The following is a 14,679-nucleotide window of genomic DNA, read 5'->3' on the forward strand; positions in this document are numbered from 1 at the left end:
CTCCGGCGGACGAGGCGATCAGGGCGAGGGGCGATCAGGGGAGGGGCAATCAGGGATAGTAGCGATCAGGGATAGGACTGATCAGGAAGAGGAGGGCTCGTCCGGCAGGGGATCGACCAGCCCCAGCGCCACGCAGAGCCGCACCAGCTCGGCCAGGTTGGCGGCGCCCAGGGCCTTCATGGCGCGCAGGCGATAGACCTCCACCGTCTTGGCGCTGATGGCCAGGTGGGCGGCGATCTCGCGGCTGGTCATGCCCTCGGCCACGTGCACCAGGATCTGCTGTTCCTTCGGCCGCAGGCCCGCGTAGCGCTCGCGCAGCGCCTCGAGCCGCGCCTGGGACTGGCGACGCTGGCGGTGCCGGGCGAGGGCCTGCTGGACCGTGTCGATCAGCTGCTGGTGGTTGAAGGGCTTCTCGATGAAGTCGAAGGCGCCGGCCTTGAGCGCCTGCACGGCCATGGGCACATCGCCGTGGCCGGTCATGAAGATCACCGGCAGGTCAGGGTCGCACTCGAGCAGGCGCTGCTGCACCTGCAGGCCGGAGAGGCCGGGCATGCGCACGTCGAGCAGCACGGCGTCGAGGCGCGAGGGGGAGGCGGCGAGGAAGGCCTCGCCGTCGCCGAACGCGACGGTGGCCAGGCCCACCGAGTCCAGCAGCCAGGTCAGGGAGTCGCGCAGGGCCTGGTCGTCGTCGACCACGGCGATACATGGCTTGTCGGGCACGCGCCCCTCCGGAGGGAATTGACGATGGCTCTCACCGGGCCGGCGGCAGCGGCCCGGGCTCGGCGAGCAGTGTACCGGCAAAGGTGGCGCCGCCGGAACCGCCGGCCGGCGCCAGTACCAGGCGGCCGCCCATGGCCTCCATCAGCGAATGGCTGATGGCGAGCCCCATGCCGAGCCCCTCCGGGCGTCCGGAGTGGAAGGGGGCAAAGACCTGCGCGCGCTGTGCCTCCGGTACGCCGGGGCCCCGGTCGCTGACGGTGAAGCGGACCTCCCGAGGGCCCGTGCGCCGGGCGCGGATCAGCACCCGGTCGGCGCCGGGGTGATCGCGGCTCGCCTCCAGGGCGTTGAGCAGCAGGTTGACCAGCACCTGCTCCAGGGCCACCGGGTCGGCCTGCACCCGGGGCAGCGCCTCGGGCAGCTCGTGCTCGAGCGCCACCCCGGCCTGCTGGAACTGCCATTCGCACAGGCGGCAGGCGGCGTCCACCACCTCGAGCAGCGCCACCGGCCGCGGCCGGGTCTGGCCCTTGCGCACGAAGGTGCGGATATGGCGAAGCCGGTCGGCGAGGCGCTGGACCTGCTCGCTGATCCGCTCCAGCGGCAGGGCCAGGTCGCCGGCCGGGCGGGTCGGGTCGTCGGCCAGCTGCATCAGCGCGCCGCTGGCGTAGTTGGCGATGGCGCCCAGCGGCTGGTTGAGCTCGTGGGCGATGTTGGAGGCGAGCTCCCCGGTGGTCGCCAGGCGGTTGGCGTGGGCGATCTGCTCCTGGTGGCGGCGTTCCTGGGCCTCGGTGGCCTTGCGCAGGCCGATGTCGCGGTTGATCAGCGAGAGGTGGTCGGGCTCGGCGGCGGGGCCGTGGTGGGCCATCACCACGCTGAGCACCGGCACGGGCCCGCGGGGGCCCTGCATCGCCAGCTCGCCGCTCCAGGAGCCGTAGCGGGCCACGGCGGGCAGCACGATCTCGCGCAGCACGGCAAGGGACTCGCGGGTGTAGGCCTGCTCGAGGGAGAGGTGGTCGTCGTCCCGAGAGCCCTGGCGGGGGCGGGCCAGCAGTCGGCGGGCGGCCTCGTTGGAGGTGAAGATGCGCTCGTCGCCGTCGATGAACAGCACGTAGTCGGTGGTCGACTCCACCACCCGGGCCAGGCGTTCGCGGTTGGCCTCGGCGTGGATGCGCCGTCCCACGTCCCGGGAGACGCAGAGGATGTCGAGCAGCTCGCCGGTGGCGGGGTCTCGGCGGGTGCGGCTGGTGGTCTCGAACCAGACGTAGTGCCCGTCCCTGGCCCGGAAGCGGTAGGTCTGCTGGTAGAAGCCGTCGTGGTAGTAGACCCGCGGCGACTTGTTGAGCAGGTCATCGAGGTCCGCGGGATGGAAGAGCTCGTAGGCACAGACGCCGACCAGTTCCTCGGGCTCGTAGCCGAGCAGCGACCGGCATGCCGTCGAGGCGTAGAGGAAGGTGCCATCCCGGGCGTGGCGGGAGATCAGGTCGGTGGTGCTGTCGGCCAGCCACCGGTAGTGGCGCTTCTCCTCCTCCAGGGTCGCGTTGCGCTCGACGAGCGCGGCGTTGTCGGCCTCCAGCTCGGCATTTTTCGCTTCCAGCGCCAAGCAGCGCGCCCTGAGCCGCTCGTCCTCTGGTTTCCCGGCGTCGCCCGCCATCAGCGCGCCGGGTCCACGAGGCCTCCCAGCGAGGCATTGCGCCGGAACCAGCCGGCGATGCTGGCCCGCGGCAGGCGGGTGGGCAGCACCTCGTGGGGCACGCTGTCGGAGAGGAAGCAGGCGAAGGTGCCGGCCTGCGGTCGCACCCGCGCCACCTCACGCTCCGGGTCCTCGGCGTCGAAGATCACCATCTCGCCGCCGCCGTCGTCGGGCCAGTCGGGGTTCAGGTAGCCCACGGTGGAGACCACCCGGTTGGCGCGGCCGCGGAAGCTGTCGAGGTGGCGCCGGTAGAAGGCGCCGGGCGGGTAGTGGGCGAAGTGCGCCTCGTACTCGAAGAGGCCCAGGAAGAGCGCCTGGTTGAGCTCCTGCTGCAGCTCGCCCATGGCCTCGAGGTAGCGGCGCCTGGCCTGGCTCTCGCGGTCCAGCCAGCGAATGGCGTCGCCGCGGATGTCCCGGCGCAGGGCATGCTCCTGGCCACGGCCGATGCCGGCGGCGTCCAGGGCCTCCTGGTCGGCCATGGCGCCGAGCTCCTGGTACAGCTCGGCGCACAGCTCGGCGGGGATGAAGTCCTCGCCGACGTACCAGCCGTTCTCCACCAGGGCATCGACCAGCTCGGCCAGACGCTCGCGGGGCAGGGCGGTGGCGAAGGCGTCACTCTGCATCATGGACGGGTGACTCCGCGTTCGGGGAGGTAGAGCAGTTCCCCCGGCGGGCGCTTGAAGAGGCTGATCGGCATCTCGAACCCCTCGGCGAGAAGCTCCACCAGCATCATGGCCGAGAGCCCCCAGATCACGTGGCCGTCGGTGCTGTAGCTGGGCACGTAGTAGTCACGGCCGTCCACCCGGATCACGTCGGTATGGGTGCGCTGGTCCTCCAGGAAGTGTGACAGCGGCACCTCGAAGATGGCATCGAGCTCGCTGGGGTCGGGGGTCAGCGGCAGGTCGGGCGGGATAACGCCCACCCAGGGCGTGACCCGCAGGCCGTGCAGCGAGATCACGTCCGACAGCCGGCCGAGCAGCTCCACGCGCTCCGGGGGCAGGGCGATCTCCTCCCGGGACTCGCGCAGGGCCGTGGCCAGCAGGTCGGCGTCCTGGGGTTCGCGCTTGCCGCCGGGGAAGGCCACCTGGCCGCTGTGGGTGTTGAGGTGATCGGCGCGCCGGGTGAACAGCAGGGTCGGTTCGGGCCGGTCGACGATGGGCAGCAGCACCGCCGCCTCGGGCAGGCGCAGCCCGACCCGGCGCGGCCGGTGTGCTTGCAGGCGTTCGCGAAGGTTATCTAACATGGGGTTTCCATCGGGTTTGACTCCTTCTACTCGGCCGCCATTAGCGGCGTCAAGCCTTGACCGGGCGGCCGTCATGCCGCCCTCCGGCCTGCCAGGGAGCGCCATGAACTTCTGCAGCCACTGTGGCCATACCGTGCGCTTCGCGATCCCTTCCGGGGACGATCGCCCCCGCTACTGCTGCGACGAGTGCGGGACCATCCACTACCAGAATCCGCGCATCGTCGCCGGCACCCTGCCGGTGAGCGGCAGCCGGGTGCTGCTCTGTCGCCGGGCCATCTCCCCTCGCAAGGGGTACTGGACCCTGCCGGCGGGCTACATGGAGAACGCCGAGACCACCGTCGAGGCGGCGGCCCGGGAGACCCGCGAGGAGGCCTGCGCGGAGGTCGAGATCCACGGCCTCTACACCCTCATCAACCTGCCGCACATCAACCAGGTCTACATGATCTTCCGCGCCGACCTCGACGGCGGCTTCGACGCCGGCCCCGAGAGCCTGGAGGTGGCGCTGTTCGAGGAGCACGAGATTCCCTGGGGCGAACTCGCCTTCCCGACCATCGAGCGCACCCTGCGCCACTTCTACGACGATCGGCGGGAGGATGCCTTCCCCCTGCACGTCAGCGACATCACCCCCGAGGACCGCGAGCGCTACTTTGGCAGCGCCTGAACGAGGGGCAGCGCCTGACCCCCTCAATCCCGATCGATGGTGAAGGGCGACCAGGTCTGGCGCGTCGGCATCACCTCCATGCGGTTGATGTTGATGTGGGGGGGCAGCGTCGCCACGTGGAAGATCTGTTCGGCGATGTCCTCGGCCTGTAGCGGCGTGGTGCCGCGGTACAGCTCATCCGAGGCGCCCTGGTCGCCCTTGGTGCGCACCAGGGTGAACTCGGTCTCGGCCATCCCCGGCGAGATGTCGGTGACCCTCACGCCGGTGCCCTTCAGGTCGCAGCGCAGGTTGTAGCCGAACTGCTCGACGAACGCCTTGGTGGCGCCGTAGACGTGGCCGCCGGGATAGGGCCAGCTGCCGGCGACCGAGCCGATGTTGACGATGCTCGCCCCGCGGCCCGTCTCGATCAGCAGCGGCAGCATGGCATGGGTGACGTTGACCAGGCCGGTGACGTTGGTGTCGATCATGGTGTGCCAGTCGGCCAGCTCGACCTCCTGGGCGGGCTTGGGCGCCAGCGCCAGGCCGGCGTTGTTGACCAGGCAGGTGACCCCGCGGAAGGCTTCGGGCAGCTCGTCGACGGCGCGGGCCACCGCCTGGGCATCCCGCACGTCCAGGGTGAGGGCCAGCACCTCGACGCTGTCGCCGAGCTCCTTTTTCAGCGCCTCCAGCCGCTCGGTGCGGCGGCCGGTGAGGATCAGCGACCAGCCATCGGCGGCGAAGCGGCGGGCGGCGGCGCGACCGAAGCCCGAGGTCGCGCCGGTGATCATGGCGATGGGCATGGGGGGATTCCTCCTGAGCGGAAATGGCATGTCGGACCCCGCATCATAGGCCGAGCCGCGGCCCGTCTCCAGCCGTGCGGCGTTGTGCGCGGCGTGTCCCCGCCCGTTCCGGCGCTCACCAGGTCTCCAGCTTCCAGACGTCGTAGGCCGGCTCCTCGTAGGGGTGGGCCGCCTTTAGGGCCGCCACCGCCTCGCGGATCAGCCCATCCTCGCAGACCAGCTCCACCTTGAGCTCCTCGACCCGCGCCAGGTCGCCGACCCGGCCGATATGCGGGTCGGCGCCCGACAGCGGGCGGAATTGCCCGGTGCCCGGGGTCTGGAAACAGCACGCCTCGTAGTCGCCGATGCGTCCCGCCCCGGAGGCGAACACGGCCTCCTTGACGGCCTCGGCGTCCTCCACGGGCACGAAGAAGGCCAACTTGTACATGGGGTGTACTCCTCTGTTCCGGTGGTCCCGCCTGCCGTTGTGCCATATCGAGGCCCTCGCGTCAGCCATCCCCGCCACGGAGCGCCTCCCGACAGGGCGCATCTCCCGACAGGGCGCTACGGGCGGCCGCGTCGCGTGGAGGAAAATAATACTTGTCCAATATCTGTACACTGTCTAAGTTGTGTACAGGTTGAGGCGCAGAGCCTACCGACCCGTCAGTGAACTGACCCACCGGGCATGTGCCCGAGTAAGCCACCAAGAGGAATGCCTGACCATGAAGACCTTCACCAATCCCGTGACTCATTTCTTTGCCGCCGGTGCGGTAGCTCTGTTCGTCGCCGGCTGCGCCCAGGCCGATCACCATGGCATGAAGCAGAAGGACATCGTCGACACCGCCGTCGAGGCGGGGCAGTTCGAGACCCTGGTGGCTGCGGTGCAGGCGGCCGACCTGGTCGATACGCTGAAGAGCGAAGGGCCCTTCACCGTCTTCGCCCCCACCGACGAGGCCTTCGCCGCCCTGCCGGAAGGCACCGTCGAGGATCTCCTCAAGCCGGAGAACAAGGAGACCCTGCAGGCCGTGCTGACCTATCACGTCGTGCCCGGCAAGATCATGGCCGCCGATGCCATGGCGGCCGACAGCGCCACCACCGTGCAGGGCCAGGACATCACCATCACCACCATGGATGGTAGCGTCATGATCGACGACGCCACCGTGATCTCGGCCGACATCGGTGCCAGCAACGGCGTCATCCACGTGATCGACAGCGTGCTGATGCCCGAGTGATCCCGGGGGCTCTCGGCCCCAGCCTTGCCCCTATATCCCCTGAATGTCCCTTCTGGCCGCCCCCTCGGGCGGTCTTTTTTTGGTCCCATGAGTGGAGCGAGCGGCTTTGACAGCGCCGCGGGTTCTGGCGACCCTCGGGGGATCGTCAACGGGGGAGGGGGTGACATCCATGGAACGGTCTCTGCAGCGCCTGCTGGCCTCGGCCGGCCTCACGCCACGGGGGGAGCCTCGGCCCCTGGGCGGCGGCGACATCGCCGAGGTCCATCGCCTGGCGACCGACCAGGGGGCGGTGGTGATCAAGCGCGACGACCCCGAGCGGCTCTCTGGTGAGGCCGATGGCCTGAGGGCGCTGCGCGATGCCGGCACCCGGCTGGTCGTGCCCGAGGTGCTGGCCGAGGGCGATGGCTGGCTGGTGATGGAGGCGCTGGAGACGGGGGGCTCACGCCGGGACGAGGCGAGCCTGGGGGAGGGGCTGCGAGACCTTCACGCCTGCGTCGGCGACGCCCATGGCTGGCCGCGCGACAACGCCTGCGGCCACACCCCACAGCCCAATGCGCCGATGGCCGACGGTCGCGCCTTCCAGCGCGAGCGTCGCCTGCTGCCCCTCGCCGAGGCCTGCCAGGCGCGGGGGCGGATGGGCGGCGACCTGCGCCATCGCCTCGAGGCCGTCGCCCACGGGCTCGAGGCCTGGCTGCCGGACGCCCCGGCGAGCCTCGTCCATGGCGATCTGTGGTCGGGCAACGTGCTCTTCACGACCCGGGGGCCGGCGATCATCGACCCGGCGGTCTATCGCCACTATCCCGAGGTGGACCTGGCCATGCTGACGCTGTTCGGCTCGCCGGGTGAGGCGTTCTTCGAGGCCTACTGGAACGGAAACCGCCCCGGCGATTGGCCGAGGCGGGAAGTCCTGTTCCAGTTGTATCCGCTGCTGAATCACCTGCTGATGTTCGGCAGCGGCTACCGGGGCGCCGTGGAGCGCACGCTGGGAAGGCTCGAGGCGGAAGCCGGCTGACTCACCAGGCCTTGTAGGGCAGGAACTTGCCGTTGAGGGTCAGCAGGACGCGATCGCCCTTCGGGTCCTCGACCTTGTCCACCTCCATGGAGAAGTCGATGGCGCTCATGATGCCGTCGCCGAACTTCTCCTGGATCACGTCCTTGAGGGTCTCGCCGTAGACGCCCACCACCTCGTAGAGGCGGTAGATCAGCGGGTCCTGGGGGATGGCCTCGTCCCAGGCCTTGGTGGGGAAGGCCTCCAGGGCGGCGGCGACGTCCGGCTCGGCATCCAGCACCTGGCAGATCTTCTTGGCGGCGTCCGGGGTGGCGCTGTTCATGCCGTAGCAGGCCGACGCCACCCAGACCGGCGACATGCCGATGCTCTTTCCGATCTCTTCCCAGGTCAGTTGCTTGCGGGCCTTGGCGGCGAGCAGGGTGTGGCGCATCTCGAGCTTATCCATGATGGGTCTCCTTGGGAGTGAAGTTCACCAGTTTGGGGTTGGCAGGGTCGCCCTCGTCGGGCGTCGAGGAGTCGGCGTCCGCCCTGGCGGGGTTGATGGACTGGGGATAGGACAGCCCACGCCCGTCGATGTCGGCGGTACGCAGCGTGCTTGACCGATTCACCAGGAAGTCGATCAGGTAGTTGCGGATCTTGTAGTAGTTGGGGTGCTTGACGACCTCGGCGCGGCTGCGCGGCCGGGGCAGTTCGATCTCCACCGCCTCGGCGATGCGGGCCTCGGGCCCGTTGGTCATCAGCAGGATGCGGTCGGCCAGCAGGATGGCCTCGTCGACGTCATGGGTGATCATGAACACCGTCTGGCGGTCGCGGCCCCAGATCTTGATCAGCTCGTCCTGGATCACCCCGCGGGTCAGGGCGTCCAGCGCCCCGAAGGGCTCGTCGAGCAGCAGCAGCTTGGGCTTGGTGGCGAAGGTCCGCGCGATGCTGACGCGCTGGCGCATGCCGCCCGAGAGTTGCGAGGGCTTGCGGTCGATGACGTCGTCGAGGCCGACCATGCTCAGGTAGTCCCGGCTGTGCTCGTCCACCTGGGCATTGGTCCACTCCTTCCAGCGCGCGCGCACGCCGAACTTGACGTTCTCCAGGGCGGTGAGCCAGGGCAGCAGGCTGTAGTTCTGGAACACCACCCCGCGCTCGAGCCCGGGACCCGTGACCTCATGGCCCTCCATGATCAGTCCGCCATCGGTGAACTGGTCGAGGCCGGCCAGGGCATTGAGGATGGTCGACTTGCCGCACCCCGAGTGGCCGATGATGCACACGAACTCGCCCTTCTCGAGGTTGAAGTTGACGTTCTCGAAGACGGTCAGGTCTTCCTGGCCACGTTGGGGGAAGCGCTTGCTGGCCTGCTGGACTTGCACGAAATGTTGGCTCATGGGGTTACTCCTCATAGGTCACCAGGCGCGAGACCGAGGCCAGGCACATGTCGAGCAGCATGCCGACCACCCCGATCATCAGGATCGAGAAGATCACGCTCGTCAGGTCCAGGTTGTTCCACTCGTTCCAGACGTAGTAGCCGATGCCGGTGCCGCCCACGAGCATCTCGGCGGCGACGATGACCAGCCAGGCGATGCCGATCGAGATGCGCATGCCGGTGAGGATGGTCGGGGCCGCGGCGGGCAGGATGACCTGGAAGGCGGTCTTCAGCGGCGAGAGCTCATGGGTGCGGGCGACATTGACCCAGTCCTCACGCACCCCGGCCACGCCGAAGGCGGTATTGATCAGCATCGGCCAGATCGAGCAGATGAAGATCACGAAGATCGCCGATGCCTCGGAGTCGCGGATGATGAAGAGCGCCAGGGGCATCCAGGCCAGGGGCGAGATCGGTTTCAGCACCTGGATGAAGGGGTTCAGCGCCCGATACATCAGCGGCGACATGCCGATCAGGAACCCGACCGGGATGGCGACGGCGGCCGCCAGCAGGTAGCCGGCGAGCACCCGGTAGAGGGAGTACCCCAGCTGGATGCCAATGCCCTTGTCGTTGGGGCCGGCGTCGTAGAAGGGGTTGGACAGCTCCTCCCAGGCGCGCTCGATGACGTCCGAGGGCGGGGGCACCCGGGCGGTGTCCTCGACGCCGCCCATCAGCTTCTCGTACTCGGTCATCTCGGCGGTGTTGCCCGCGGTGGGGACCTGGTTGAGTCCCTCCCAGAGCCCCAGCCCGACGACCAGCAACACCAGGGCGACCAGCGCCGCCCTCATGTTGAGACTGATGTTCCACTCGGTGGTCGTGCGGTCCATGTCACCCCCTCCCGATGGCGAAGCTCTTCACGTAGGCTTCGGGCTGGGTGTAGTCGAAGGTCTTGCCCATGATCTCGTAGTTGCGGCTGGCCGCCTCGGGGGCGTCGTAGCCCAGCTCCTTCATGACCTTCCGGGCATCGCTTGCCAGGTAGACCTGCTCGGCGATCTGCTGGTAGTTGACGTCGCCCTCGATGTAGCCCCAGCGCTTCATCTGGGTGAGGATCCACACCGCCATCGAGTGCCAGGGGAAAGGGTCGAAGTCGATGCGGTCCGGCACCTGCTGGACCCCGCCCAGCCCGTCGGCGTAGGTGCCGGTCAACACCTGCTCGATCACCGTCACCGGCTGGTTCAGGTAGTTGGTCGGGGCGATCGCGGCGGCGATCTCCTTGCGGTTCTCCTGCTTCGACGAGTACTGGGTCGCGTCGATGATGGAGCGCAGCAGGGCCCCGTAGGTGTTGGGGTTCTCGGTGGCGAACGCCTGGCTGGTGGCGAAGGCGCAGCACGGGTGGCCCTCCCAGATCTCCTTGGTCAGCAGGTGGATGAAGCCGATGCGCTCGTAGACGGCGCGCTGGTTGAAGGGATCGGGCGACAGGAAGCCGTCGATGTTGCCGGCGCGCAGGTTGGCGACCATCTCGGGGGGCGGAATCACCCGGATCTGGATGTCCTGGTCGGGATCGAGGCCGTGCTCGGCGACGTAGTAGCGCAGCAGGAAGTTGTGCATCGAGTACTCGAACGGCACGCCGAAGATGAAGCCCTTCCACTGCTTGGGATCGCGCTTGTCCTTGTGGTCGTTGTGCAGCACGATCGCCTGGCCGTTGATGTTCTCGACGGCCGGCATGATGTAGGGCTCCGGGGTCGAGCCGGCGCCCATGGTCATGGCCAGGGGCATCGGGGTCAGCATGTGGGCCGCGTCGTACTCGCGGTTCAGCGACTTGTCGCGGGCCACGGCCCAGCCGGCGGTCTTGATCACCGAGACATCCAGGCCATAGCGCTCATAGAAGCCCATGGGGTGCGCCATGATGATCGGTGTCGCACAGGTGATCGGCACGAAGCCGACATTGAGCTTGGACTTCTCCAGGGGCCCCATGTCCTCCTTGACCGCCGCCTTGATGGCGTCCATGGGCAGGAAGCTCGCCAGCGCCGCGGCCGCGGTGCCGCCGCCGACCAGCTTCATGAACTGACGACGATGCATGTCGCTGTGGCCGAAGATGCCGCGCACCAGGGCGCTCTCCACGGCGCGATCGAGCATCGATTCGCTGTCCGGCAGGGCTTCCTGCTCGGTCTTCGCTTGGGCCGTGTGGGCATGGGCATGGGCATGGCCCTCGGCCGAGGCGGCGTCGTGGCCCGAGGTGGCCTTGCAGTCATGGCAGTCGCAGGCGCTGCCATGGATCAGGGATTGGCGATGGTCGAAGGGGTTACCCAGGCTGTTGTGATCTTTCATCTTGTTGTTCACCTCACGGGATCATGCGGGATGGGAGCGGATCCGCTCATCGGCGTTCTGATGACTGTCCAGCGTGTCCACTGGACCTGGCATATAGCTGCGAGCGCCGTGCCAAACTCCCTGAATCTCGAAAAAGGGTTTGTCCTTTAAAGGGTTGGCGGTGGTCGTGGGCCCCGCGCTGCACCGGGCGATGTTCACGAGATGTCGTAACTCCCGAAATATCGTGAGTGAATTGACGAAATCTCGGGTCGGGGATGAGGCCCTGTGGTACACAGGGGAATCCTCCTGCGAGTCGCCGCCATGCCCCTGTCCGATCAGGCCTTCCAGGTCGTTCCCTACGCCATGCTGATCGTCGATCCCTTCACGGACCGGGTCGTGAAGGTCAACCCGGCCGCCGAGGCGCTGATGGGGGGCGGCGCGGACGGGCTCAACGCCCGCCCGTTCAGCCACTGCCTGAGCGCCTCCCTCCCGCTCTGGGTGAGCTTCACCGATGAGGCCCTGTCGTCCCCGCCGGCCTGGTCGAATGACCTGGTGCTGCTCGACCTCGGCCGCCAGCCGCACAAGGTCGAGGTCTCCGCGGTGCCGCTGCCGGGGGGGCGCGAGCTGCTGCTGACCCTGATCGAGCACGACACGGTCGAGCGGCGACGCGCCCAGGCCGAGCTGGGCCGCCAGCATCGCAGCGGGAAGGTCGGCTGGCAGCGCATCGAGCAGGTCTTCGAGCGCATCGAACGCCAGAACCAGCTCATCCTGGGGGCGGCGGGGGAGGGCATCTACGGGCTCGACGCCAAGGGCCAGACCACCTTCGTCAACCCGGCCGCCGAGCGCATGCTCGGCTGGGGCAGTGCCGACATGGTGGGACACGACGCCCATCGGCTGTTCCATCACACGCGCACCGACGGCAGCGAATATCCGGTGCAGCAGTGCCCGATCCATGCCGCCTTCAGCGACGGCCAGGTCCATCGCGTGGACGACGAGGTGTTCTGGCACAAGAACGGCCAGCCGGTCCCGGTCGAGTACACCAGCACGCCGATCTTCGAGATGGGGCGACTGGTCGGCGCCGTGGTGCTGTTTCGCGACATCAGCGAGCGCAAGCTGAACGAGCAGCGGCTGCATGAGGCCCTTGAGGAGGTGCGTTCGCTGAAGCGTCGCCTGGAGCTCGAGAACCAGTACCTGCAGGAGGAGATCACCGCCGAGCTCAACCACAGCGAGATCGTCGGCGAGAGCCCGGCGGTGGCCCAGCTGATCCACCAGATCGCCCTGGTGGCGCCCACCGATGCCAACGTGCTGATCCACGGCGAGTCCGGCACCGGCAAGGAGCTGATCGCCCGCGCCATCCATGCCGACAGCGCCCGAAGCGATCGCCCGCTGATCCGGGTCAACTGCGCGGCGATTCCCCGGGATTTGTTCGAGAGCGAGTTCTTCGGTCACGTGAAGGGCGCCTTCACCGGGGCGACCAGCGATCGCCTGGGCCGCTTCGAGCTGGCCGACGGCGGTACCCTGTTCCTGGACGAGGTCGGAGAGATCCCCCTGGAGCTGCAGGGCAAGCTGCTGAGGGTGCTGCAGGACCAGGAGTTCGAGCGGGTTGGCGAGAACCGCACCCGCGAGGTCAATGTGCGCATGATCGCCGCGACCAACCGCGACCTGCAGGAGATGGTGGCCGCCGGCACCTTCCGCGAGGACCTCTTCTTCCGCCTCAACGTCTTTCCGATCGCCTCGGTGCCGCTGCGCCAGCGGATCGAGGACGTGCCTCTGCTGGCCCAGCACTTCCTGAAGCGCGCCTGCCAGAAGTTCAACAAGCCCGGCGAGCGCATCCCGCTGGCGCAGCTGGAGATCCTCAAGAGCTACGCCTGGCCCGGCAACATCCGCGAGCTGGAGAACGTCATCGAGCGCCAGGTCATCGTCTCCCAGGACCGCCGACTGGTCTTCGATGACCTGCTGTCGGCCTCCTCGACGCCCGCCTTGCCCGCCTCGCAGCCCGAGGCACCGGAATCGGGGCCCCTGTCCGAGCAGGAGCTGGCCCGCCGCCAGCGCGACAACGCCATCGCTGCCCTGATGCAGAGCGCCGGCAAGGTGTCCGGCGCCGGCGGGGCCGCGGAACTGCTGGGCATCAAGCCGACGACGCTGTTCTCGCGACTGCGCAGGTGGGGCGTCGAGCCCGCCGACTACAAGGCGAATGGCGAGGCGGGGTGACGCCCGGCGGGCCTGAACGAGGACGCCCCGGCCGACTGGCCGGGGCGTGGGATGCGCGCCGCGTGCATCGGGAGACGGCCGGGCGCTGCCGGCCGTCGTGGAAACCGTTCTGGAAACCCTGGTCTACCGACTCCCCTCGAGGCGTCGGCGAAGGTCCGGCGGCTGGGTGCCCATTCCGCGGGAGCTGGCGACAGGCTTGGGATAGCGCAGCCGCCGGCCGCCCTTGCGCGGATGCAGCTCGACCTGCTCGATGAACGACATGTCGTTCCAGTCCTGTCGGTCGAGCCCGCGTGCCTTCCGGTCGCGTCGGCGTGCCCGGCCGGCGAAGGGCTTGCCCCTTGCGTTGTCCTTCGGGACCATGACCTCGGCGCGCAGGGGACTCACGAGCACCACGGTCGTGGCGGTGATGAGGAGCAGGCCACCCGCCAGCCTGATGAATCGTCGTCGTTCCATGTCCGGCAGCAGCGGCTGGTCGTCCCGGTGGCTCATGGTGGTCGGGTCGATGGCGTGCTCTGTGCGGGCGTGATGGTCCATGTTGTGTTCCCCCTCTCGCTGGGTATGCGACGCCGCCCCGGGTGCAGGAAGCCCCGGCTACGGGTGGCGTGCTTCCAGAGGCGTGCCATGGCTATGCCAACCATCAGGCTTTCCGGGTAAAGCGATAGTGAAACAGGGGGCTGAAGCGTTCGCTCGGTCGTTCGTTTTTGCGCCGGAAGACCCGAAAATGCCCCGAGAATGCACGCTTTTTACGCCGTTTGTCGCCTCCTTGCGACATTGAGGTGCATCCGGCCCCCGCGGGAGCGCCGGACCCTCGCCCCGGACGGGGCTTGCTCAGGACGAGGGGCCGGCCACCCGTGCGAGTGTCCAGTCGACCACCTCGACGGCCAGCCGGTCGGCGGCGCGTCCGAAGGCCGCGACCACGGCCTCGAGGCCGTCGCCCCCGCTTTCCTCCACCGTCTCGAAGCGCCGGCTGGCCCGCACCTCGCGGCTGGCCTCGTCGAGCAGCTGGACCTCGAGGCGCACCACCACCTCGGGCACGCCCTCGCGGTAGCGGACGTGGAAGGCCCCCAGGTAGCTGGTCAGCGACGCGGCGCTCTGCGCCCGGCTGGTATCGTCCACCACGGCGGCCAGGCGGCCATCGAGGCGGAACGCCTCGATCAGGTGGTCGCGCAGCAGCCGAGGGGCATCGTCGCGCCAGCGTGCCCCGGCATAGGCCTGGAGCTCCCCGGGGGAGGGCATGACCAGCAGGCGCCGGCCGTCCAGCGGCGCGCCGGCACCGGGCGTGTCGACCCGCAGGGTCAGCGCGCGGGGAGCCTCGGTGGAGGCCGGCAGCGTCGGCACGGGCAGCGTGAAGAGCCGCACCGGCTCGCCCTCCGGGATCACGCTGCATCCGGTGAGCAGACCGGCCATCAGCGGGGCCAGCATCAGGGCCATCAGGCTTGGGCGGCATCGTGGCCGGACGCGTGCGGAGCGGCGGGGGAGGACGCCTGGTGAAAGACGGAGCTG

Annotated in this window: 16 protein-coding genes; 4 read left to right on the plus strand and 12 right to left on the minus strand. The window is 68.8% G+C overall.

Annotated features, from left to right (window positions below):
* Positions 1–81: 81 nt before the first annotated feature.
* Genes BOX17_RS12495 through BOX17_RS12510 form a run of 4 tightly spaced genes read right to left on the minus strand, consistent with a single transcriptional unit; the run spans position 82 to position 3,650 of the window.
* Positions 82–720: a response regulator transcription factor gene (locus BOX17_RS12495; protein WP_071945040.1), complete on the minus strand. Its 639-nt coding sequence runs from the start codon at positions 718–720 to the stop codon at positions 82–84.
* A 31-nt stretch (positions 721–751) separates the two neighbouring features.
* Positions 752–2,368, minus strand: a complete 1,617-nt coding sequence (locus BOX17_RS12500) for a PAS domain-containing sensor histidine kinase (RefSeq protein WP_071945042.1) — start codon at positions 2,366–2,368, stop codon at positions 752–754.
* Positions 2,368–3,033 (minus strand): 2OG-Fe(II) oxygenase, encoded by a 666-nt coding sequence (locus BOX17_RS12505; RefSeq protein ID WP_071945044.1) that lies wholly within the window; start codon positions 3,031–3,033, stop codon positions 2,368–2,370. The genes BOX17_RS12500 and BOX17_RS12505 overlap by 1 nt, the downstream gene beginning before the upstream one ends.
* Entirely contained in the window at positions 3,030–3,650 is a 621-nt protein-coding gene (locus BOX17_RS12510) for a CoA pyrophosphatase (protein WP_086830740.1), read from the minus strand. The genes BOX17_RS12505 and BOX17_RS12510 overlap by 4 nt, the downstream gene beginning before the upstream one ends.
* Before the next feature lie 103 nt (positions 3,651–3,753).
* On the opposite strand from BOX17_RS12510, the gene BOX17_RS12515 reads away from it, so the two are divergent.
* Positions 3,754–4,311, plus strand: a complete 558-nt coding sequence (locus tag BOX17_RS12515) for an NUDIX hydrolase (protein ID WP_071945048.1) — start codon at positions 3,754–3,756, stop codon at positions 4,309–4,311.
* Between the two features lie 23 nt (positions 4,312–4,334).
* Here the strand turns inward: BOX17_RS12515 and BOX17_RS12520 are convergent, their stop codons facing one another.
* Together BOX17_RS12520 and BOX17_RS12525 are read right to left on the minus strand one after the other, a co-directional pair.
* Positions 4,335–5,090 (minus strand): SDR family NAD(P)-dependent oxidoreductase, encoded by a 756-nt coding sequence (locus BOX17_RS12520; protein WP_071945050.1) that lies wholly within the window; start codon positions 5,088–5,090, stop codon positions 4,335–4,337.
* 115 nt (positions 5,091–5,205) lie between these two features.
* Entirely contained in the window at positions 5,206–5,517 is a 312-nt protein-coding gene (locus BOX17_RS12525) for a YqfO family protein (protein WP_071945052.1), read from the minus strand.
* 274 nt (positions 5,518–5,791) lie between these two features.
* Here BOX17_RS12525 and BOX17_RS12530 point away from each other — a divergent pair, with 274 nt between their 5' ends.
* Positions 5,792–6,301 (plus strand): fasciclin domain-containing protein, encoded by a 510-nt coding sequence (locus BOX17_RS12530; protein ID WP_071945054.1) that lies wholly within the window; start codon positions 5,792–5,794, stop codon positions 6,299–6,301.
* A gap of 169 nt (positions 6,302–6,470) precedes the next feature.
* Positions 6,471–7,313 carry a fructosamine kinase family protein gene (locus BOX17_RS12535; protein ID WP_071945056.1) on the plus strand — a complete coding sequence of 281 codons (843 nt, stop codon included), beginning with the start codon at positions 6,471–6,473 and terminating at the stop codon, positions 7,311–7,313.
* Between the two features lies 1 nt (position 7,314).
* Here the strand turns inward: BOX17_RS12535 and cynS are convergent, their stop codons facing one another.
* Genes cynS through BOX17_RS12555 form a run of 4 tightly spaced genes read right to left on the minus strand, consistent with a single transcriptional unit; the run spans position 7,315 to position 10,986 of the window.
* Positions 7,315–7,755 (minus strand): cyanase, encoded by a 441-nt coding sequence (gene cynS / locus BOX17_RS12540; protein ID WP_071945058.1) that lies wholly within the window; start codon positions 7,753–7,755, stop codon positions 7,315–7,317.
* The gene (locus BOX17_RS12545) at positions 7,748–8,683 is read right to left on the minus strand and encodes an ABC transporter ATP-binding protein (protein WP_071945060.1); all 936 of its coding nucleotides are present in this window, start codon (positions 8,681–8,683) and stop codon (positions 7,748–7,750) included. The genes cynS and BOX17_RS12545 overlap by 8 nt, the downstream gene beginning before the upstream one ends.
* 4 nt (positions 8,684–8,687) lie before the next feature.
* Positions 8,688–9,545 (minus strand): nitrate ABC transporter permease, encoded by an 858-nt coding sequence (ntrB, locus tag BOX17_RS12550; RefSeq protein WP_071945062.1) that lies wholly within the window; start codon positions 9,543–9,545, stop codon positions 8,688–8,690.
* A gap of 1 nt (position 9,546) precedes the next feature.
* Positions 9,547–10,986, minus strand: a complete 1,440-nt coding sequence (locus BOX17_RS12555) for a CmpA/NrtA family ABC transporter substrate-binding protein (RefSeq protein ID WP_071946860.1) — start codon at positions 10,984–10,986, stop codon at positions 9,547–9,549.
* A 300-nt stretch (positions 10,987–11,286) separates the two neighbouring features.
* Between BOX17_RS12555 and BOX17_RS12560 the strand changes: the two genes are divergently transcribed.
* A complete protein-coding gene (locus BOX17_RS12560) occupies positions 11,287–13,176 on the plus strand; it encodes a sigma 54-interacting transcriptional regulator (protein ID WP_071945064.1) in 1,890 nt (629 codons plus the stop codon).
* A gap of 123 nt (positions 13,177–13,299) precedes the next feature.
* On the opposite strand, the gene BOX17_RS12565 is transcribed toward BOX17_RS12560, so the two are convergent.
* A complete protein-coding gene (locus BOX17_RS12565; RefSeq protein WP_071945066.1) occupies positions 13,300–13,710 on the minus strand; it encodes a hypothetical protein in 411 nt (136 codons plus the stop codon).
* 294 nt (positions 13,711–14,004) lie between these two features.
* Positions 14,005–14,607: an ABC-type transport auxiliary lipoprotein family protein gene (locus BOX17_RS12570; protein WP_071945068.1), complete on the minus strand. Its 603-nt coding sequence runs from the start codon at positions 14,605–14,607 to the stop codon at positions 14,005–14,007.
* Positions 14,608–14,679 lie beyond the last annotated feature (72 nt).

Origin of the sequence: Halomonas aestuarii (assembly GCF_001886615.1) — a bacterium.
Classification (GTDB): Bacteria; Pseudomonadota; Gammaproteobacteria; order Pseudomonadales; family Halomonadaceae; genus Halomonas; species Halomonas aestuarii.